Raw genomic sequence first — 20,006 nt, forward strand, 5'->3', positions numbered from 1 at the left:
GGGCCGCTTGTCTCGCTTCGCTCGACCTGCTGATTGCGTTCTGGGGCCGCCGCCTCGCTTCGCTTGCGGCTCGAGGGGCTTTGGGGTTGGTCGACATGGGTGGGAGATAGGGTTGTTGGGTGAGTGACGTGATGCGGGTACGGCCTTCCACGACACCCCGATGGAGCCTCGGCGAGCTCGCCGCCCTGGTGGGGTCCGAGGCCTCCGACGAGGCCGTGGTCACCGGCATCGCCCTCAACACCGCGCAGATCGTCCCGGGCGACCTGTACGCCGCGCTGCCGGGTGCGAACACGCACGGCGCGACCTACGCGAGCGTGGCCCGCCACCACGGGGCGACCGCCGTGCTGACCGACGCCGAGGGTGCCGCGCTCGTCGGCGACGTGCTGCCCGTCGTCGTCGTCGACGAGCCGCGCCGGCGTCTCGCAGACCTCAGCGCCGCGTTCTACGAGCACCCGTCGGAGTCCTTCACGACCGTCGGCATCACGGGCACGCAGGGCAAGACCACCACGACGTACCTCGCCGAGGCCGCGATGGGCGAGGGTCGCTCCGCAGTCGTCGGCACGATCGGCACCCGCATCAACAAGGTGCCTGCCCCGTCGGCCCTCACCACGCCCGAGGCGCCGCAGCTGCAGGCCCTGTTCGCGGTCATGCGCGAGGAAGGCGTCGAGCTCTGCGCGATGGAGGTCTCGAGCCACTCGCTGGTCCAGGGCCGGGTCGACGGCTTCACGTTCGACGTCGCGGTGTTCCTCAACCTCGGCCGCGACCACCTCGACTTCCACCGCGACCTGGACGACTACTTCCTGGCCAAGGCCGCGTTGTTCACGCCCGAGCACGCCCGCCACGCCGTCATCAACATCGACGACGCCCACGGGCGGCGCCTGCGCGATCTCACGCCGCTGCCCGTCACGACGTTCTCGACCACGGGCGAGCCGGCCGACTGGCGCGCGGTCAACATCCGTCCCCACCGGCTCGGGACGGATCTGGAGGTGCTCGGCCCGGACGATCTCGCGATCGACCTGTCCGTGCCGCTCCCGGGCGTCTTCAACGTCTCCAACGCGCTGGCGGTCATGGCGGCGCTCACGACCGCGGGCCGCGACCCGCACGAGCTCGCCGCCGGGATCGCCGCGAGCCCGGGCGTCCCGGGACGCATGGAGCGCGTCGACGTGGGCCAGCCGTTCACCGCGATCGTGGACTACGCCCACAAGCCCGACGCGGTCGCCGCGGTGCTCACCGCGCTGCGCCCCGTCACGGCGGGTCGCCTGATCGTCGTGATCGGCGCAGGTGGCGACCGCGACCACGGCAAGCGTCCGCTGATGGGCGAGATCGCCGCACGTCACGCGGACGTCGTGATCGTCACGGACGACAACCCCCGTACCGAGCCGCCCGCCGCGATCCGCGCTGCCGTGCTGGAGGGCGCTGCCGCCGGACCCGGCGTGGCCGTCGAGGTGCCGGGCCGCCGCGAGGCCATCGCCCACGCGGTCGCGATGGCACACCGCGGCGACACCCTCGTGGTGGCGGGCAAGGGCCACGAGCGCGGCCAGGAGATCGCGGGCGTCGTGCACCCCTTCGACGACCGGGACGTGCTGGCCGAGCTGATGGGTGCCCTGTCGTGATCCCCATGAGCCTGGAAGAGATCGCGGCGGTCACCGGCGGTGTCGTCAGCGGGGACGCCTCGATCGTCGTGGACGCGCCTGCGTCCGTCGACTCGCGCACGATCGAGGCCGGCGGGCTGTTCGCTGCGATCGCCGGTGAGCGCGTCGACGGGCACGCGTTCGCCGAGACGGCCATCGCGTCGGGTGCCGCGGCCGTGCTGGGCTCGCGGGAGACCGGTGTGCCCACCGTGGTGGTCCCCGACGTGACCCGTGCGCTGACCGACCTCGCCCGCCACGTGCTCGCACAGCTCGAGGACGTCGTGGTCGTGGCGATGACCGGGTCCAGCGGGAAGACCAGCGTCAAGGACCTGCTGGCCCATGTGCTCGCCCCCGACGGGGTGACGGTCGCGACCGCCGGCAACTTCAACAACGAGCTGGGCGTACCGCTCACGGTGCTGCGCGCGGACGAGCTGACGCGCTATCTCGTCGTCGAGATGGGCGCCCGGCGCATCGGTGACATCACGGCGCTGTGCTCGATCGCGCCCCCGGGCGTCGGGATGGTGCTGAACGTCGGTCACGCACACGTGGGGGAGTTCGGGTCCGTCGAGCGGATCGCCGTCGCGAAGGGGGAGATGGCCGAGTCGGTCGGGGCCGACGGAGTCGTGGTGCTCAACGCCGACGACCCGCTGGTTGCGGCGATGGCGGCCCGCACCGAGGCGTCCGTGACGACGTTCGGTCGCGCAGGCGATGTCGCCCTCGGCGAGGTCACGATCGACGCGGACGGCTTCCCGCACTTCACCCTGACCCACGACGGGCGCACGGTCGAGGCGTCCGTCCCCCTGATCGGCGCGTATCAGGCGCTCAACGCGGTCGCGGTCGCGGCGGCCGCCCTGGCCCTCGGTGTCGACCTGGCGACGACTGCCGCCAGGCTGGCCACTGCGCGATCCGCGTCCCCGATGCGGATGGACCGCCGGGTGCGCGCCGACGGTCTCGTCGTGATCAACGACGCGTACAACGCGAACCCCGAGTCGATGGAGGCGGCGCTCCGTGCGGTCGCGGCCGTCGGGCAGGGCCGCGCCGTCGCGGTGCTGGGCGCGATGCTCGAGCTCGGCGACGACAGCGAGTCCGAGCACGCCCGCATCGGGCAGGTCGCGGCCGAGCTGGGATTTCGGCGCGTCGTCGTCGTGGGGGAGGGGGCCGCGGGCATCGCGCACGGTGCAGGTGCCGTGGCCGAGCGCGTCGACGACGTCGATGTGGCAGTTCGCACACTCTCCGCGAGCCTGTCGGGGGACGAGGTCGTACTTGTGAAAGCATCGAGGGGCGAGCGACTCGAACGGGTCGCCCACGCACTGCTGCAGCCCTGACGTCACCCTCGTCGGACCCACTGAGGCACCCCTGGAACCTGGACCCTGGAAAGGACCCACGACGCGATGAAGGCAATCCTGATCGCGGGAGCGCTGTCGCTGCTGATCACCCTCATCGGGACCAGGTTCGCGATCTCCGTCCTCGTCAAGCAGGGCTACGGCCAGCTCATCCGCGACGACGGCCCGACCTCCCACCACACCAAGCGGGGGACGCCCACGATGGGCGGGCTCGTGGTGATCATCGCGGTCGTGATCGGCTACTTCGTGGCCAAGCTCGCCACCCAGACCGCGCCCAGCGCGTCGGCGCTGCTGCTGCTCTTCTTGTTCGTGGGGCTCGGGGCCATCGGCTTCCTCGACGACTTCATCAAGGTCTCCAAGCAGCGCAACCTCGGGCTGCGGAGCAAGGCCAAGCTCATCGGCCAGACCGTGGTCGGCCTGATCTTCGCGGTGCTCGCGATCGGCTGGGAGGACGACGCGGGCCGCACGCCGATCACCCACTACTTCTCGTTCACCCGCGACTTCGACTCGTGGCGCCTGCCGACCATCCTGCTGGTGCTGTGGGTGCTCGTGCTCGTGGCCGGGGCCAGCAACGGCGTCAACCTCACCGACGGTCTCGACGGCCTCGCGACCGGCGCGGCGATGATGGTCTTCGGCGCCTACGTCTTCATCAACATCTGGCAGAGCAACCAGAACTGCGCGACCAACCCGGGCATCAAGTGCTACGAGGTCCGTGATCCGCTCGACCTCGCGGTCGTGGCCGCGGCGCTGACCGGCGCGTGCTTCGGCTTCCTGTGGTGGAACGCGTCCCCTGCCAAGATCTTCATGGGCGACACCGGGTCGCTGTCGCTCGGCGGCGCGATGGCCGGCTTCGCGTTGATGACCCGCACCGAGCTGCTGCTGGTCATCATCGGCGGGCTGTTCGTCGCGATCACGATGTCGGTGATCCTGCAGGTGGGCTGGTTCAAGCTCTCCGGCGGCAAGCGCATCTTCCGGATGGCGCCGTTGCAGCATCACTTCGAGCTCCTCGGCTGGGCCGAGATCACGATCGTCGTCCGGTTCTGGATCATCAGCGGCCTGTGCGTCGCGACAGGGCTCGGCATCTTCTACAGCGAGTGGGTCACGGGCGTATGAGTGTGGATCTGGGTGCCCTCGGGCGCGAGACGTCATGGGAGGGCGTACGCGCAGCGGTCGGCGGGCTCGGCGTGAGCGGATTTGCCGCTGCCGACACCCTGCAGCACCTCGGTGCGGACGTCATCGTGCTCGACGACGGCGACAGCGACGCCCTGCGCGAGAAGGGCACGCTGCTGGAGATCCTGGGCGTCGACGTCCGCCTCGGTCCCGGCTCGACGGCGACGTTCCCCGAGGGCATCGACCTGTTCGTCACCTCGCCGGGGTGGGCGCCGACCACGCCGATGCTCGCCGACGCCGCAGCCCGGGGCATCCCGGTCTGGGGAGAGGTCGAGCTCGCGTGGCGTCTGCGCGGCGAGGGCGGCGCCCCGTGGCTCGCGGTCACCGGCACCAACGGCAAGACCACGACGGTCCAGATGCTCGAGTCGATCCTGCGTGCGCAGGGGCTCAACGCGCTCGCGGTCGGCAACGTGGGCACCCCCGTGCTCGAGGCCGTCATGAACCCCGAGCCGTTCGACGTCCTGGCCGTCGAGCTGTCGAGCTATCAGCTGCACTGGAGCCAGTCCATCTCTGCGCGGGCGAGCGCGGTGCTCAACCTGGCCCCCGACCACATCGACTGGCACGGCGGGATCGACGCCTACACGGCCGACAAGGGCCGCATCTACCAGAACACCCAGGTCGCCTGCGTCTACAACGTCGAGGACCCGGTGACCGAGCGGCTCGTCGAGGAGGCCGACGTCATCGAGGGCTGCCGCGCGATCGGGTTCACCCTCGGCATCCCCGCCCCGGGGATGATCGGACTGGTCGACGACGCGATCGCCGACCGCGCGTTCATCGCAGGGCGGGTCTCCAGCGCCGCCGAGCTCGGCACGATCCACGACATCGGGCTCGACGCCCACGGGGACCGTGACCGGGTGCCCGCCCCCCACATGGTCGCCAACGCCCTCGCCGCTGCTGCGCTCGCCCGCGCCCACGGGGTCGAGCCCCGCGCGGTCCGCGACGGCCTGCGAGCGTTCACCCCCGACGCGCACCGCATCGCCGAGGCCGGCGAGGTCGCCGGGGTCCGCTACGTCGACGACTCCAAGGCCACCAACCCCCACGCGGCGCAGGCGTCGCTGCGGGGCTTCGAGCACGTCGTGTGGATCGCGGGAGGCCTGGCCAAGGGTGCGACGTTCGACGAGCTCGTGAGCGGCGCCCGCGACCGCCTCCGAGGGGTCGTCCTGATCGGCGCCGACCGGGCGCTCATCGCCGAGGCGCTGCGCCGACACGCGCCCGACGTCCCCGTGGTCGAGGTCGACTCGGGCGAGACTGATCCCATGGATCGCGTCGTCGAGGTCGCGGCATCGCTCGCCCAGCCGGGTGACACGGTGCTGCTGGCTCCGGGGTGCGCGTCCATGGACCAGTTCGCCAACTACGCCGCACGCGGTGACAGCTTCGTCGCCGCGGTCCGTCGTCTGCGCGACCGGTCCTGACCAGCACGCACGGGCTGCAGAGTCCCCCAGGCAGAGGACGAGAATGAGCACGACGGAGGATCGGCGGACCCCGGCCATCGTCGAGGCCGCGCGGCGTACGCTCGAGCGGCCGCTGGCGTCCTATCAGCTGGTCCTCGGCGCGACGACGCTCCTGCTCGGCCTCGGCCTGATCATGGTGCTGAGCGCGAGCTCGATCTTCGCCCTCGTCAACTACGGCAACTCGTTCTCGATCGTCCTGCGCCAGATGATCTTCGCGGTGCTCGGCGTCATCGGCGCGATCATCGTGTCGCGCATGCCGCTGGCGACGCTGCGCCGGTTCATCACACCGTTCCTGGTCGTCTCGGTCCTGCTCGTCATGGCCACGTTCGTGCCCGGCGTGGGCCTGGAGCGCAACGGCAACCGCAACTGGCTGCCCTTGTTCGGCGGCTTCCAGCTGCAGCCCTCGGAGTTCGCGAAGCTGGCCCTGGTGCTCTGGATCGCCGACATCTACGCCCGCCGGCAGAAGTACCTCAACATCCCCCGCTACGTCATCACCCCCATGGTCCCGGTGGCCGGCAGCGTCGCGCTGCTCGTCGTGGGCCAGCACGACCTCGGCACCGCGCTGGTGCTGTTCGCCCTCATCATCGGCATGCTCTGGGTCGCCGGACTGCCGCGCAAGCAGATGGGCGCGCTGCTGGCGATGCTGTTCGTCGGCCTGGTGCTCGCGGTCGCGCAGTCGCCGCACCGCGTGCAGCGCCTGCTCAACTTCACCAACCCCGAGGCCGATCCCGACAGCGCCGGGTTCCAGGCCATCCACGGCATGATGGCGCTCGCGCGCGGCGGCTTCTGGGGCGTCGGTCTCGGCGGCAGCCGACAGAAGTGGGGCTCCCTGCCCGAGGCCCACACCGACTTCATCCTGGCGGTGATCGGCGAGGAGATCGGCCTGGTCGGCGCGCTGGTCGTGCTCGTGCTGTTCATCGTGCTCGGCTTCGCCGGCCTGCGGATCGCGACCCGCACGCGCGAGCCCTTCGTGCGTTACACAGCCGCGGGCATCACGATCTGGATCATGATCCAGGCAGTCATCAACATCGGCATGGTGCTGGGCATGCTGCCGGTCATCGGCATCCCGTTGCCGCTCATCTCGTACGGTGGGTCGAGCCTGCTCGTCACGCTCGTGGCGCTGGGCATCCTGCTGAACTGCGCCAAGTCCGAGCCCGGCGCCCGCCGGGCCCTCGAGGCCGGGCGCGCCAACCGCAAGAAGAGGAAGTAATCCGTGCGCGTGCTGCTCGCCGGCGGGGGGACCGCCGGTCACACCTCGCCGCTCCTGGCCACCGCGGCCGTGCTGGCCGACGCCGGTGCCGAGATCACCTGTCTCGGGACCCCGCGAGGCCTCGAGGTGACCCTGATCCCGCAGGCCGGCTATCCGCTCGAGCTGGTCCCGCCCGTGCCGCTGCCGCGGCGTCCCGGAAAGGCCATGGTCCAGGTCCCCGGCAAGCTGCGGGCAGCGGTCAGGGCGACCCGCGAGGTCGTCGACCGCGTCCGTCCTGACGTCATCGTCGGCTTCGGCGGCTACGTCTCGGTGCCGGCCTATCTCGTGGCCCGTCGCCGCCACGTGCCGTTGGTCGTGCACGAGGGCAATGCGATCCCCGGCATCGCCAACAAGCTCGGTGCACGACTCACCACGCACGTCGCCACGAGCTTCCCCGACACCGACCTGCGCCACGGGCGCTACATCGGGCTGCCGATCCGCCGGGAGATCTCCACGGTGGACCGCGCCGCGCTGCGCGCCGAGGCACGGCAGTTCTTTGGCCTCGACGCCGACCGCCCGACGCTGCTGGTCACGGGCGGCTCGCAGGGCGCCCGACGCATCAACCAGACCCTCTCGGCCTCGGCGCGCGACCTGGCCGACGCGGGCGTGCAGGTCCTGCACGCCGCAGGACGTCCCGACGAGGTGCCGGTGCAGCCGCGCCCGGGCGATCCGCCGTACGTCGTGGTGCCGTTCATCGACCGCATGGACCTCGCCTACGCCGCCGCCGACCTGATCGTCTGCCGCTCCGGCGCCAACACCGTGACCGAGGTCGCCGCGGTCGGCCTGCCCGCGGCGTTCGTCCCGCTGCCCATCGGCAACGGGGAGCAGGCCCACAATGCACACCCCGTCGTGCAGGCCGGTGGCGCGCTGCTCATCGACGACGCCGCGCTCACGCCCACGTGGATCGGCAACGTGGTCGTCCCCCTGGTGTCCGATCCCGAGCGGCTGTCCGCGATGTCGGCCGCGGCGACGGGCATCGTGCGGCGCGACGCAGACGTCCGGCTCGCGGAGATGATCCGGGAGGCTGCCGGCGCATGAAGATCCCCGTACCGGCCGAGATCCCTGCGGCCGACGCGCTCGGTGCCGTCTTCTTCATCGGCATCGGCGGAGCCGGCCTCTCCGCGATCGCCCGCCTGATGGCCCAGCAGGGCGTGCAGGTCTCCGGGAGCGACGCTGCGGACTCGGCCGTGCTCCAGGCGCTGCGGGCCGAGGGCATCACGTGCCACGTGGGGCACGATCCGTCCCACCTCGAGGGCGTCGACACCGTGATCGCCTCGACCGCAGTTCGGGACGACAACCCCGAGATCGTCGAGGCCCAGCGGCGCGGGCTGCGTCTGTGGCCGCGCTCGGCCGGTCTCCGCGCGGTCATGGAGGGCCGGCGGACGATCGCGGTCGCAGGTACGCACGGCAAGACCACGACCACCGCGATGCTCACGTGCGCGCTCATCGCCGCCGGTGCCGAGCCGTCCTTCGCGATCGGGGCCGAGGTCGCGAGCCTCGGTGCCAACGCCCGCCTCGGCTCGGGCGACCTGCTCGTCGCCGAGGCGGACGAGAGCGACGGCGCGTTCCTGGTCTACGCCCCCGAGGGGGCGATCGTGACCAACGTCGACGCGGACCACCTCGACAACTACGGGACCGTCGAGGCCTACGACGCCGCCTTCGACGAGTTCATCGGGCATGTCGCCTCCTTCGTCGTCCTCAACGCGGACGACCCGGGAGCACGGCGTCTCGCGGCCCTCGCCCGTGACAGGGGGGTCGAGGTCGTCCTGGCCGGATTCGCCGAGGACGCCGACCTGCGGGGAACCGACCTGGACGTGCAGGGAACAGCCACGACCTTCCGGGCCCGCCTGCGCGGCACCGATCTCGGACCTGTGCGGCTCGCGGTCCCGGGGGCGCACTACGCGCTGGACGCGCTGCTGGCGCTCGCGGCAGGCCTCCACCTCGGCCACGACGTCGATCGGCTGGTCGCCGGGCTCGGCGCGTACACCGGCGCCAACCGCCGCATGCAGTCGCTGGGGGAGGCCGGCGGCGTGCGCGTCTACGACTCGTACGCCCATCATCCCACCGAGATCCGGGCCGATCTCGCCGCCGCTCGCGCGATCGCGGGCGATGACCGCTTGGTCGTGGCCTACCAGCCGCACCTGGTCAGTCGTACGCGCATCCACGGGGTCGAGATGGGGCGTGAGCTCTCCGCCGCCGACCGGGTCGTCGTCGCCGACATCTATCTCGCCCGCGAGGACGCTGACCCGGCCGTGACCGCCGCGATCGTCGCGGATGCCGTCGACGGACCCGAGGTCACCCTCGGTGGACCCGTCGCGGGGCTCGCCGACGTCCTGCTGCCCGAGCTGCGTCCCGGTGATCTGCTGCTGACCCTCGGGGCCGGCGACATCACGACCGTCGGCCCGGCGGTGCTCGCGGCCCTGGACGGCCGGGCGTGACAGATCCACGTTTCGTCGACCGGGCCCGCCAGGACCGCCGGCGCAAGATCAAGCGGATCGCCCTGGCCGTCCTGGCCGTCGTCGTGGCGGCAGCGGTGGTGTGGACGATCTGGTTCTCCAGCCTGCTCGCTGTGCACGACGTGAAGGTCGCGGGACAGGCGACCTACAAGCCGGCCAAGATCCTGCGTGTGGCCGACGTCCCGGCAGGTCGACCGCTCGCCCGGGTGGACCTCGCGGCGATCGAGTCGCGGATCGCGGGGCTGGAGCGGATCGAGTCCGTCGACGTCTCCCGGTCGTGGCCCCGGACGATCTCGATCGACGTGGTCGAGCGCAAGGCCATCATCTGGGCGACGGTCTCGGGCCGCATTCGAGGCATCGACAAGGAGGGGATCGACTTCCGCTCCTACGGCTCCGAGCCGTCCCAGCTCGTCGAGGCCACGATCACGGTCACCGATCCGGCGCAGCGGCTCGAGACGACCCGATCGGTCGCGACGGTCGTGGACCGCATCGGACGCGAGGACCCGAGCCTGCGTCGGCAGCTGCAGTCCGTCAGCGCGGCGAGCAAGGACTCGATCGAGCTCGACCTGACCCGGGGACGCACCGTGGTGTGGGGGAGCGATGCGAAGGGTGCGCGCAAGCTCGAGGTGCTGCGGTCCCTCCTGGACCTCGATGCGACGCGTTACGACGTCAGCGCACCGGACCAGCCGACGACACGTCAGTAGTCGCGGCGTGTCGCACGAGGTCTCGTGCGCGGTCCGCGTACCGTTCTGTTTAGGTCAGAGGTTGACATAACTATAACCCTTCACCTGACGGTTAGAGTTTCGCCTCCTGATCACTCGTACCACCCAGATCAGATCATCCAGATCTCCACCAGCTTGCAGCACCAGAGCTCCACAACATCCTCGGAAGGGACACACGATGGCGGTCCAGAACTACCTCGCCGTGATCAAGGTCGTCGGCATCGGCGGAGGCGGCGTCAACGCCGTCAACCGCATGATCGAGGTGGGGCTCAAGGGAGTCGAGTTCATCGCGATCAACACCGACGCCCAGGCGCTCCTCATGAGCGACGCGGACGTCAAGCTCGACGTCGGTCGCGACTCCACCCGCGGCCTCGGCGCCGGCGCGAACCCCGAGATCGGCAAGCGTGCCGCCGAGGACCACGCCGAGGAGATCGAGGCGGCCATCAAGGGCGCCGACATGGTCTTCGTCACGGCGGGCGAGGGCGGTGGCACCGGCACCGGTGGCGCCCCCGTGGTCGCCCGCATCGCCCGCTCGCTGGGCGCGCTGACGATCGGCGTCGTGACCCGACCGTTCAAGTTCGAGGGCCGCAACCGGTCCAACCAGGCCGATCACGGCATCCAGGCGCTGCGCGACGAGGTCGACACCCTCATCGTGATCCCGAACGATCGCCTGCTGTCGATCAGCGATCCCAACGTCAGCCTGCTGGACTCGTTCCGCCAGGCCGACCAGGTCCTGCACCAGGGCGTATCGGGCATCACCGACCTGATCACGACCCCGGGCCTGATCAACCTCGACTTCGCCGACGTCAAGTCGGTCATGTCCGACGCCGGCTCGGCGCTCATGGGCATCGGCTCGGCCCGCGGCGAGCAGCGCGCGGCGGTGGCCGCGGAGAGCGCGGTCTCGAGCCCGCTGCTGGAGGCCTCCATCGAGGGCGCCCGCGGCGTCCTGCTGTCGATCGCCGGTGGCTCCGACCTCGGCCTGTTCGAGATCAACGAGGCAGCCGGGCTCGTCGCGGACGCGGTGCACCCCGAGGCCAACATCATCTTCGGTGCGGTCATCGACGACGCCCTCGGCGACGAGGTGCGGGTGACGGTCATCGCCGCGGGCTTCGACGGTGGGGAGCCGATGCTGCGCGACGCGACCAAGCCCGCGCTGCTCAGGGACTCCCAGCAGGCCGGAGCGGCCGCGCCCGCCGTGGCCGACCCGCCGCCCGCGCAGACGTACCTGAAGCCGGATCCGTTCCTCGACGGCAAGAACGCGCCGCCCGAGGACGGGGCAGGCAACTCCACGATCCCGGCGGACCTGCCGCCGGCCGGCTACGGCGACGACCTCGACGTGCCCGACTTCCTGCGCTGAGTTGATCTGGCAGGCAGGACGACTCGGCCGAGTCGAGCTGGCGTTCACCGACCGGCTCGGCGGGTCGAGCGAGGGCCCGTGGGCGTCCCTCAACCTCGGGACGTCCAACGGCGACGATCCCGAACGGGTCGCCGACAACCTCGACCGGCTCGCCCGTGAGCTGGACGTCGAGCAGATCGTCCGGATGACCCAGGTGCACGGCGCCGAGGTCGCGTGGACCGACGAGCTCGAGCCTGGCGCGATCCCGGTGGCCGACGCGCTGCTGACCGGGACGCCCGGGACCGCCGTCCTGGTGCGCGTGGCGGACTGCGTGCCGATCGTCCTGGCCGCGCCCGCGCAGCCGCTGGCCGGTGTCGTGCACTGTGGCCGTGAGGGTCTCGTGCGTGGCGTCGTCCCGGCGGCCGTCGAGGCGATGCGAGCGCGGGGCGCATCGACGATCGAGGCCTGGCTGGGCCCGCGCGCGTGCGGTCGCTGCTACGAGCTGCCGCAGGAGATGGTGGACGCGGTCGCCTCGACCGTGCCCGAGGCGCGGTCCACGACGTCGTGGGGGACCCCGGCGATCGACGTGGGCGCCGGCGTCATGGCGCAGCTGACCGCCCTCGGCGTACGAGGCAACGACCTCGGGGCCGATGAGTGCACGATCGAGCACGAGCGGTGGTTCTCCTACCGGCGGCAGGGTCAGGACTCGGGCCGTTTCGGCGCCGTGGCGGTGATCCGCCCGTGACCCGGCTCGACGAGCTGCGGGACAACCTCGCGGCGACCGAGCAGCGGATCGCGGCAGCCTGCGCCGCCGCTGGACGCGACCGCAGCGAGATCACGCTCGTGGCCGTCACCAAGACGTACCCCGCCGCCGACGTCGAGCTGCTCGCACAGCTGGGCGTCACCGACGTGGGGGAGAACCGCCACCCCGAGGCCGGTGACAAGGCCGCGGCGGTCGAGGCGCCGGTCCGCTGGCACTTCCTCGGCGGCCTGCAGACCAACAAGGCGGGCGCGGTCGCGCGCTACGCCGACGTCGTGCACAGCGTCGACCGGGCCAAGCTGGTCGCTGCGCTGTCGCGCGGGGCCGAGGCCGCGGGTCGGACCCTCACCTGCCTGGTGCAGGTCGACTTCGACGCAACGGATCCCGGCCGGGCCGGGGTCGTCCCTGACGGCGTCCCCGACCTGGCCGGCGCGATCGCGAACGCCCCCGGGCTCGTGCTCGGCGGCCTGATGACCGTGGCGCCCCTCGGTGACGACCCCGCGCCGCACTTCGACCACCTCGCGCGGCTGTCGGCATCGCTGCGCGAGGACCACCCCGATGCCGGCATCATCTCGGCAGGCATGAGCGGCGACTTCGAGGCAGCCATCCGCGCAGGTGCGACACACCTGCGCATCGGGCGCTCGATACTCGGCGCACGGCCTTCCACCGGGTAATCTCAGTAATGTCATTTCCGATCACGCACACACGGAGCAACCATGGCTGGCGCAATGCGTAAGGTCGGCGAGTACCTCGGTCTCGTCGAACAGGCTGACTTCGACGACGAGCTCGACAAGGACTTCGACACGCCCGAGCAGGGCTCGCGTCAGCCGGTCGCCCGTCAGTCGGTGACCCACCAGCCCGCGACCCGTCAGCCCGCCGTCGTGCGTCCGGCCCCGGTGGCCAGCATCGACGAGCGCCGCCGGACCGAGCCGCGGCCCGAGCGCCGTGCGTCGACCCCCTCGGACCTGGCCCGCATCGAGACGGTGACCCCGCGCACGTACAACGACGCGCGCACCGTCGGCGAGCACTACCGCTCCGGCGTGCCCGTCATCATGAACCTCTCGGAGATCGACGACGACGACGCCAAGCGGCTCGTCGACTTCGCCGCCGGACTGGTGTTCGCCGTGCACGGCTCGATCAACCGCGTCACCGCGAAGGTCTTCCTGCTGTCGCCGGAGAACATCATGGTGACCGACGAGGACAAGCAGCGCATCGCCGCCGGCGGCTTCTTCAACCAGAGCTGAGCGCGCGTGGAAACAGTTGGATATGCCCTCAACCTGGTGTTGTGGATCGCGCTGGTCCTGCTCATCGCGCGCTTCGTGCTGGACTGGGTGCAGCTGCTCGCGCGCAACTGGCGACCCCGCGGAATCGTGCTCGTGATCTGTGAAGGGCTGTACTCGCTGACCGACCCGCCGCTGCGTGCGGTGAGGGGTGTGATCCCGCCTCTGAGGCTCGGTCAGGTCGTGCTCGATCTCTCCCCGATGATCCTCATCATCGCCATCTACATCCTCCAGGCCATCGTCCGCGCCGTTTTCTTCTAGTGCCTCATGCGGACGTGTCCACGGCCACGTGAACGCGTCGGTAGGGCTGTGGCAGAAGTGATCCGCTACGGAGTACGGTGGAGGCTCAGAGTCCCAGGACTAACCCCCGCAACCCGAGGTGTACTCATGCCACTGACGCCAGAGGACGTGCGTAACAAGCGTTTCACGCCCGTCCGTCTTCGCGAAGGCTATGACATGGGCGAAGTTGACCAGTTCCTCGATGAGGTCGAGGCCGAGCTCGAGCGTCTCACGGTCGAGAACGAAGAACTTCGCGCCAAGGTAGCCGCCGCATCGACAGGTGAACCGACCGGGCTGATTCCGGCCGTCTCTTCGTCGTCGACCCCCGCCCAGCAGACGCCGCCCACCCCGGCGGTGCAGGAGCCGGCCAAGTACACGGCGCCGACTCCTGAGCCCGAGCCCACCCCCGAGCCCGAGCCGGAGCCGGCTCCCGCACCGGTGGCTCGCAAGTCGTCGATGGGCGATGCGTCGTCCGCGGCAGCGCGCCTGCTCGAGATCGCCTCCACCAACGCCGACCAGCTCATGGACGCGGCGAAGGAAGAGGCCGACCGCATCGTGGGTGAGGCTCGTGTGAAGGCAGAGCGTCTGACCAACGAGGCCCGCGGCAAGGCCGACCGACTCGAGACCGACGCCCGCATCCGCGCGCAGAAGCTCGACGAGGAGACCAACGAGCGTCGTACGCAGGCCGTCGCGACGATCGAGCGCGAGCGCTACGAGATCCAGCGCGAGGTCGAGCACCTGCGTGCGTACGAGCGTGAGTACCGGGCCCGGCTCAAGAACTACTTCCAGAGCCAGCTCGACCAGCTCGCGGCCAACGAGAGCACGACCAGCTCGACTCCCGTCCAGGCACCGTCGGATGCGGCCCCGCGCCGTCTCCGCTCGCTGCTCGGCGACGACGAGAGCTTCTGAGACACACCTGCTGCACCAGAACGGCCCGCCTCCTCGGAGGCGGGCCGTTCTGCGTCCCGGCGGGTGACCGATCTTTCGACGTTCGCGCTGCCTGAGCAGCACGAACGCAGACACGTCCGTGCGCTGGCGGACCGATCTGTCGACGTTCGCGCCGCCTGAGCAGCACGAACGTCGAAAGATCGGTCCTCCTGCCCGCTGCGCGCGGGCGGGGCGGTCAGGCCTTGCTGAGCGAGAAGGCCAGGCCGAGGTCGTCGTCGGTGAACGACGGCGTGTCGACGCCCTCGGTGATGCTGGTCGCGAGGACCTCGTCGGCGATCAGGTCCGAGTGGGCGCGGATGGCCTCGCCCATCGGTCCGTCCGCGGTCCACGACAGCGTGATGCGGTCGGAGACCTCGAGCCCGGAGGACTTGCGGGCCTCCTGGATGACGCGGATGGCCTCACGGGCGAAGCCGGCGCGACGCAGCTCGTCGTCGAGCTCGAGGTCCAGCGCGACGGTCTCGCCCTGGTCGTTGACGACCGACCAGCCCTCGCGGGGGTGCTCGGCGATGATGACGTCGTCCGGACCGACCGAGACCTGCTCGCCGCCGACCTCGACCGTCGCGGTGCCGGTCGCGGAGAGATCGGCGGCCAGACGACCCGCGTCCGCAGCGGCGATCGCGCCGGCGACCTGGGGGGTCTGCTTGCCGAAGCGCTTGCCGAGGTTGCGGAAGTTGCCCTTGGCCGAGTGGTCGACCAGGTCGCCGGTCGTCTCGAACGACTCCAGCGCGCGGACGTTGAGCTCCTCGGCGATCTCGCTGCGAAGCTCCTCGCTGAGCAGGGCGTACGCCTGGGAGCCCACGACCGCCCGCCGCAGCGGCTGACGGGTCTTGGCCTTGGCCTCGGCCCGGGCCGCACGGCCGAGCTCGACCACACGACGCGCCAGGCGCATCTGCCGGTCGAGGTCGTCGTCGACCAGCGAGGCGTCCGCCTCGGGCCACGACGCGAGGTGCACCGACCGCGGCAGCTCGTCCGAGGTCGCGGCGAACATGTCCTGCCAGACCCGCTCGGTGATGAACGGGGTGAGCGGGGCCATCACGAGGGTCACCAGGTGCAGCACCTCGTGCAGGGTCGCGAGCGCCGAGGCGTCACCGGCCCAGAAGCGGCGGCGCGAACGACGGACGTACCAGTTGGAGAGCAGGTCGACGTACGCCGCGATCTGCGCGCCCGCACGCTGGGTGTCGAACTCCTCCAGCGCGTCGGTCACCTGCTGCGTGAGGCGGTGGGCCTCGCCGAGGATCCACCGGTCCATCGCCGGCCGGTCGGCGAACGCGGGGGCGGGGCTCGACGGCGTCCAGTCGTTCGCGCCGGCGTACAGGACGTGGAACGCGGTGGTGTTCCAGTAGGTCAGCAGCACCTTGCGGACGATCTCGGACAGAGCGGTGTGCCCGATGCGCCGCGGCGCCCAGGGCGAGCCCGAGCAGGCCATGAACCAGCGCAGCGCGTCGGCCCCGTGCTCGTCCATCAACGGCATCGGCAGCAAGATGTTGCCGAGGTGCTTGCTCATCTTCTTGCCGTCCTCGGCCAGGATGTGGCCGAGGCAGACGACGTTCTCGTACGAGCTCTGGTCGAAGACCAGCGTGCCGACCGCCATCAGCGAGTAGAACCACCCGCGGGTCTGGTCGATCGCCTCGCAGATGTACTGCGCGGGGTAGGCCTGCTCGAACTTCTCGACCGAGCCGGGCACGTGCGGGTAGCCCCACTGCGCGAACGGCATCGAGCCGGAGTCGAACCACGCGTCGATCACGTCGGGGACGCGGCGGTACGTGCCGGACTCGCCGTCCTTGGTGAACGTGACGTCGTCGATGAAGGGCCGGTGCGGGTCCAGGCCCGACAGATCGCGGCCGGTCAGCTTGGACAGCTCGGCCAGCGACTCGATGCACACGAGCTTGGTCGGGTCCTCGTCGTTGCGCCAGATCGGCAGCGGCGTGCCCCAGTAGCGGCTGCGGGAGAGGGACCAGTCGATGTTGTTGTTGAGCCAGTCGCCGAAGCGGCCGTTCTTGATCGTCTCGGGGAACCAGTTGGTGTCCTGGTTCTCGGCCAGCAGCCGGTCCTTGACCGCGGTGGTGCGGATGTACCACGCGGGCAGCGCGTAGTACATCAGCGGCGTGTGGCAACGCCAGCAGTGCGGGTAGGAGTGCTCGTACGCGAGCTCGTTGAACATCAGGCCGCGCGAGATCAGGTCGTCCGCCAGCGCCCGGTCGGCGGTCTTGAAGAACTGGCCGCCGACCAGCGGCACGTCGTCCTCGAAGTGGCCGTCGGGGCGGATCGGGTTGACGACGGGCAGGTCGTACGCCTTGCAGACCGCCATGTCGTCGGCGCCGAACGCGGGGGACTGGTGCACCAGGCCGGTGCCGTCCTCGATCGTGACGTAGTCGGCGAGGACCACGAAGTGCGCCTCGCTCGGGAACTCGATCAGCTCGAACGGGCGCTGGTACGTCCAGCGCTCCATGTCACGTCCGGAGACGGTCTCGCCGGTCAGCGTCCAACCCTCGCCGAGCGCCTTGCCGACCAGCGGCTCGGCGACGACGAGCGTCTCGGTGCCGTCGGTCGCCAGGACGTACGTGACCTCGGGGTTGACCGCGACCGCGGTGTTGGAGACGAGCGTCCACGGGGTGGTGGTCCACACGAGCAGCGAGGCCTGGCCGGCGTACGGGCCGGAGGTCAGGGGGAAGCGGACGTAGACCGACGGGTCGGTGATGGTCTCGTAGCCCTGCGCGAGCTCGTGGTCGGACAGCGTCGTGCCGCAGCGCGGGCAGTAGGGCGCGACCCGGAAGTCCTCGGTCAGCAGCCCCTTCTTGAAGATCGAGGACAGCGCCCACCAGACGCTCTCGACGTAGGAGGGCTCCATGGTCCGGTAGGGGTGGGCCATGTCGACCCAGTAGCCCATCCGGTCGGTCATCTCCTCGAAGAGGTCGACGTTGCGCACGACGGCCTCGCGGCACTTGGCGTTGAACTCCGCGATGCCGTACGCCTCGATGTCGGGCTTGCCGTTGAAGCCGAGCTCCTTCTCCACCGCGATCTCGACCGGGAGGCCATGGCAGTCCCAGCCGGCCTTGCGGTCGACGTGGTAGCCCTGCATGGTCTTGAAGCGCGGGAAGACGTCCTTGAACACGCGCGCCTCGACGTGGTGGGTGCCGGGCGTCCCGTTGGCGGTGGGCGGGCCCTCGTAGAACGTCCAGCGAGGGGCGTCGTCGGGGGTCTGCAGGCTGGCCTCGAAGGTGCCCTGGTCGGCCCACAGCTGCAGAATCTCGCGCTCGAGCACGGGCAGATCGACGTGGGCGGGAACGGGGCGGTAGGACGCGTGCGAAGTCACACGCTCAATCCTACGGGTGAGCAGCGCGGAGGCCGCGGCGGTGCGAGTTGTCTCGACCGATTCTGGGGTCTACTCTCCACGCATGCCAAACACCAAGCTCGCCGTACGAGCTGACGAGACCCCCTGGACCGCTGCGGAGACCAAGGAGGTCCGGGCCGAGCTCGAGGCGGACCTCACCCGGCTGCGGGGCGAGCTCGACCACTCCGCCCGCGAGCTGCAGGACCTGCTGCGTGACGGCGTCGACGGTGCGGGCAACGACCAGGCCGACGTGGGCTCCAAGGGCCTCGAGCGCGACGCCGAGATGTCCCTCGCCGCCAACCAGCGCGAGCTGCTGCTGCAGACCGAGAAGGCGCTCGAGCGGCTCGAGCAGGGCTCCTACGGTCAGTGCGAGGTGTGCGGTGAGCCGATCGGCAAGAACCGTCTGATGGCGTTCCCCCGCGCCACGCTCTGCATGACGTGCAAGCAGCGCGAGGAGCGTCGCTGACCCTGCGGCTGCGACCGCGGGCGGGCACTCACCATCGCCATGGGATGATGGGCGGCGAGATGCGTACCCACCGAGATCCCTCCTTCGTCCGCGATGCCGCGGGAAGCAGGACGTACGTTCGACTGTTCACCGTCGTCGCGCTCGTGGTGCTGGTGATCGATCAGGTGACCAAGGTCATCGCCGTCGAGAAGCTGCAGGGCCGCGAGTCGATCGAGCTGGTCCCCGGCCTGCTGTCGCTGACGTTCCTGCGCAATCCGGGCGCGGCCCTCAGCACGGGTGCGGGCTTCACGCTCGTGCTGAGCCTCATCGCGATCGCGGTCTGCATCGGGGTCATCCGCACCGCCTCACGCCTGCGCGACAAGGGCTGGGCCGTCGGCCTCGGCCTGCTGCTCGCCGGGGCGCTCGGCAATCTCGTGGACCGCATCTTCCGTGAGCCCGCTCCGCTGCGCGGCCACGTGGTCGACTTCATCGACTACGGCGTGTTCGTGGGCAATGTCGCCGACATCGCCCTGACGTTCGCCGCCATCATCATCGTCTGGCGCGCATGGCGCGGCATCCGCCTGGACGGCACCCGCGAGGAGAAGTCATGAGCACCGAAGGTGCCGAGCTGCAGCACAGGGTCATCCAGATCCCCGAAGGGCTCGCCGGCGAGCGGGTCGACAGCGCGATGGCGCGTCTGCTCGGCCTGTCCCGCACGCGGGCCAGCGAGCTCGTCGCCGAGGGGCACGTGACCCTCGACGGCGTCGCCCCGGCGAAGTCGGACCGCGTCCTGCCCGGCTCGATCCTCGAGGCCTCGATCCCCGCACCCCGCACCGCGGTCGTCGTGGCGACCGAGGTCGAGGGCATGAAGATCGTCTTCCAGGACGACGACATCGTGGTCGTGGACAAGCCGATCGGCGTGGCCGCCCACCCGAGCGTCGGCTGGTCCGGCCCCACCGTGCTGGACCACCTCGCCGGGGTCGGCATCCGCATCTCGACCTCGGGAGCACCCGAGCGCCGGGGCATCGTGCACCGTCTCGACGTGGGCACCAGCGGGCTCATGGCGGTGGCCAAGTCCGAGCACGCCTACACCGTGCTGAAGCAGGCCTTCCGCGACCGGACGGTCGAGAAGACGTACCACGCGCTGGTGCAGGGGCACCCCGATCCGCACACCGGCACGATCGACGCGCCGATCGCGCGTCACCCCAAGCACGACTTCAAGTTCACGGTCAAGGACGGCGGCCGCGACAGCATCACCCACTACGACACGCTCGAGGCCCACCGGTTCGCCAGCCTGCTGACGATCCGCCTCGAGACAGGCCGCACGCACCAGATCCGCGTCCACATGAGCGCGATCCACCACCCGTGCGTGGGTGACCTGATGTACGGCGCCGACCCGACGCTCGCGAAGCGGGTCGGGCTCGACCGGCAGTGGCTCCACGCCAAGGGGCTCGCGTTCACCCACCCCCGCACGGGTGAGTGGGTCGAGTTCAGCTCGGACTATCCCGACGACCTGGTGCACGCGCTCGAGGTCGTCCGCACGATCGACGACAACCCGCTGCCCCGCTGATCCCGCGAGTGGCGCAACCCGGACAAAGTGAGACG

The 20,006-nt window shown here is 70.6% G+C and carries 18 protein-coding genes; 17 read left to right on the forward strand and 1 reads right to left on the reverse strand.

The features are described from left to right. Positions 1-119: 119 nt before the first annotated feature. The 14 genes from GEV26_RS06870 to GEV26_RS18150 all read left to right on the forward strand — a co-directional run bounded on the left by GEV26_RS06870 (position 120) and on the right by GEV26_RS18150 (position 14,586). Positions 120-1,613 (forward strand): UDP-N-acetylmuramoyl-L-alanyl-D-glutamate--2,6-diaminopimelate ligase, encoded by a 1,494-nt coding sequence (locus GEV26_RS06870; RefSeq protein WP_243838992.1) that lies wholly within the window; start codon positions 120-122, stop codon positions 1,611-1,613. A 5-nt stretch (positions 1,614-1,618) separates the two neighbouring features. Continuing rightward, a complete protein-coding gene (locus GEV26_RS06875; protein ID WP_243838993.1) occupies positions 1,619-2,956 on the forward strand; it encodes a UDP-N-acetylmuramoyl-tripeptide--D-alanyl-D-alanine ligase in 1,338 nt (445 codons plus the stop codon). Between the two features lie 66 nt (positions 2,957-3,022). Then, positions 3,023-4,087, forward strand: a complete 1,065-nt coding sequence (gene mraY, locus GEV26_RS06880; protein ID WP_153652379.1) for a phospho-N-acetylmuramoyl-pentapeptide-transferase — start codon at positions 3,023-3,025, stop codon at positions 4,085-4,087. Then, positions 4,084-5,556, forward strand: a complete 1,473-nt coding sequence (gene murD / locus GEV26_RS06885; protein WP_153652380.1) for a UDP-N-acetylmuramoyl-L-alanine--D-glutamate ligase — start codon at positions 4,084-4,086, stop codon at positions 5,554-5,556. The genes mraY and murD overlap by 4 nt, the downstream gene beginning before the upstream one ends. A 43-nt stretch (positions 5,557-5,599) precedes the next feature. Continuing rightward, positions 5,600-6,805, forward strand: coding sequence for a putative lipid II flippase FtsW (gene ftsW / locus GEV26_RS06890; RefSeq protein WP_153652381.1), 1,206 nt, complete (start codon positions 5,600-5,602; stop codon positions 6,803-6,805). A 3-nt stretch (positions 6,806-6,808) separates the two neighbouring features. Further along, entirely contained in the window at positions 6,809-7,882 is a 1,074-nt protein-coding gene (murG, locus tag GEV26_RS06895) for an undecaprenyldiphospho-muramoylpentapeptide beta-N-acetylglucosaminyltransferase (protein WP_153652382.1), read from the forward strand. After that, positions 7,879-9,282 carry a UDP-N-acetylmuramate--L-alanine ligase gene (gene murC, locus GEV26_RS06900; RefSeq protein ID WP_153652383.1) on the forward strand — a complete coding sequence of 468 codons (1,404 nt, stop codon included), beginning with the start codon at positions 7,879-7,881 and terminating at the stop codon, positions 9,280-9,282. Before murG ends, murC begins: the two co-directional genes overlap by 4 nt. After that, a complete protein-coding gene (locus tag GEV26_RS06905; protein ID WP_153652384.1) occupies positions 9,279-10,004 on the forward strand; it encodes a cell division protein FtsQ/DivIB in 726 nt (241 codons plus the stop codon). The genes murC and GEV26_RS06905 overlap by 4 nt, the downstream gene beginning before the upstream one ends. A gap of 196 nt (positions 10,005-10,200) precedes the next feature. After that, the gene (ftsZ, locus tag GEV26_RS06910; RefSeq protein ID WP_208430839.1) at positions 10,201-11,379 is read left to right on the forward strand and encodes a cell division protein FtsZ; all 1,179 of its coding nucleotides are present in this window, start codon (positions 10,201-10,203) and stop codon (positions 11,377-11,379) included. A gap of 1 nt (position 11,380) precedes the next feature. Further along, on the forward strand, positions 11,381-12,103 hold the full coding sequence (locus tag GEV26_RS06915; RefSeq protein ID WP_153652385.1) for a purine nucleoside phosphorylase YfiH/LACC1 family protein: 723 nt from the start codon (positions 11,381-11,383) through the stop codon (positions 12,101-12,103). Beyond that, positions 12,100-12,792, forward strand: coding sequence for a YggS family pyridoxal phosphate-dependent enzyme (locus GEV26_RS06920; protein ID WP_153652386.1), 693 nt, complete (start codon positions 12,100-12,102; stop codon positions 12,790-12,792). Before GEV26_RS06915 ends, GEV26_RS06920 begins: the two co-directional genes overlap by 4 nt. Positions 12,793-12,834: 42 nt before the next feature. Further along, entirely contained in the window at positions 12,835-13,362 is a 528-nt protein-coding gene (locus GEV26_RS06925; RefSeq protein WP_153652387.1) for a cell division protein SepF, read from the forward strand. Positions 13,363-13,368: 6 nt separating this feature from the next. Further along, complete coding sequence (locus GEV26_RS06930; RefSeq protein ID WP_153652388.1) at positions 13,369-13,659, forward strand: YggT family protein; 291 nt, start codon at positions 13,369-13,371, stop codon at positions 13,657-13,659. A 126-nt stretch (positions 13,660-13,785) separates the two neighbouring features. Continuing rightward, on the forward strand, positions 13,786-14,586 hold the full coding sequence (locus tag GEV26_RS18150; protein WP_153652389.1) for a DivIVA domain-containing protein: 801 nt from the start codon (positions 13,786-13,788) through the stop codon (positions 14,584-14,586). Between the two features lie 214 nt (positions 14,587-14,800). Here the strand turns inward: GEV26_RS18150 and ileS are convergent, their stop codons facing one another. Beyond that, the gene (gene ileS / locus GEV26_RS06940; RefSeq protein WP_153652390.1) at positions 14,801-17,938 is read right to left on the reverse strand and encodes an isoleucine--tRNA ligase; all 3,138 of its coding nucleotides are present in this window, start codon (positions 17,936-17,938) and stop codon (positions 14,801-14,803) included. Positions 17,939-18,020: 82 nt separating this feature from the next. On the opposite strand from ileS, the gene GEV26_RS06945 reads away from it, so the two are divergent. From GEV26_RS06945 to GEV26_RS06955, 3 genes are read left to right on the forward strand one after another with little or no spacing between them, the layout of a single operon-like run. Continuing rightward, a complete protein-coding gene (locus GEV26_RS06945; protein WP_153652391.1) occupies positions 18,021-18,422 on the forward strand; it encodes a TraR/DksA family transcriptional regulator in 402 nt (133 codons plus the stop codon). 59 nt (positions 18,423-18,481) lie between these two features. Beyond that, positions 18,482-19,012: a signal peptidase II gene (lspA, locus tag GEV26_RS06950; protein ID WP_153652392.1), complete on the forward strand. Its 531-nt coding sequence runs from the start codon at positions 18,482-18,484 to the stop codon at positions 19,010-19,012. Next, complete coding sequence (locus GEV26_RS06955) at positions 19,009-19,971, forward strand: RluA family pseudouridine synthase (RefSeq protein WP_153652393.1); 963 nt, start codon at positions 19,009-19,011, stop codon at positions 19,969-19,971. The genes lspA and GEV26_RS06955 overlap by 4 nt, the downstream gene beginning before the upstream one ends. The last annotated feature ends 35 nt before the right edge of the window (positions 19,972-20,006 follow it).

Origin of the sequence: Aeromicrobium yanjiei (assembly GCF_009649075.1) — a bacterium.
GTDB lineage: Bacteria > Actinomycetota > Actinomycetes > Propionibacteriales > Nocardioidaceae > Aeromicrobium > Aeromicrobium yanjiei.

Coding starts and splice junctions, on each gene's coding strand:
- GEV26_RS06875 (WP_243838993.1), top strand. CDS start 1,619: ATGAGCCTGGAAGAGATCGCGGCGGTCACCGGCGGTGTCGTCAGCGGG.
- mraY (WP_153652379.1), top strand. CDS start 3,023: ATGAAGGCAATCCTGATCGCGGGAGCGCTGTCGCTGCTGATCACCCTC.
- murD (WP_153652380.1), top strand. CDS start 4,084: ATGAGTGTGGATCTGGGTGCCCTCGGGCGCGAGACGTCATGGGAGGGC.
- ftsW (WP_153652381.1), top strand. CDS start 5,600: ATGAGCACGACGGAGGATCGGCGGACCCCGGCCATCGTCGAGGCCGCG.
- murC (WP_153652383.1), top strand. CDS start 7,879: ATGAAGATCCCCGTACCGGCCGAGATCCCTGCGGCCGACGCGCTCGGT.
- ftsZ (WP_208430839.1), top strand. CDS start 10,201: ATGGCGGTCCAGAACTACCTCGCCGTGATCAAGGTCGTCGGCATCGGC.
- GEV26_RS06925 (WP_153652387.1), top strand. CDS start 12,835: ATGGCTGGCGCAATGCGTAAGGTCGGCGAGTACCTCGGTCTCGTCGAA.
- GEV26_RS18150 (WP_153652389.1), top strand. CDS start 13,786: ATGCCACTGACGCCAGAGGACGTGCGTAACAAGCGTTTCACGCCCGTC.
- GEV26_RS06945 (WP_153652391.1), top strand. CDS start 18,021: ATGCCAAACACCAAGCTCGCCGTACGAGCTGACGAGACCCCCTGGACC.
- lspA (WP_153652392.1), top strand. CDS start 18,482: ATGCGTACCCACCGAGATCCCTCCTTCGTCCGCGATGCCGCGGGAAGC.
- GEV26_RS06955 (WP_153652393.1), top strand. CDS start 19,009: ATGAGCACCGAAGGTGCCGAGCTGCAGCACAGGGTCATCCAGATCCCC.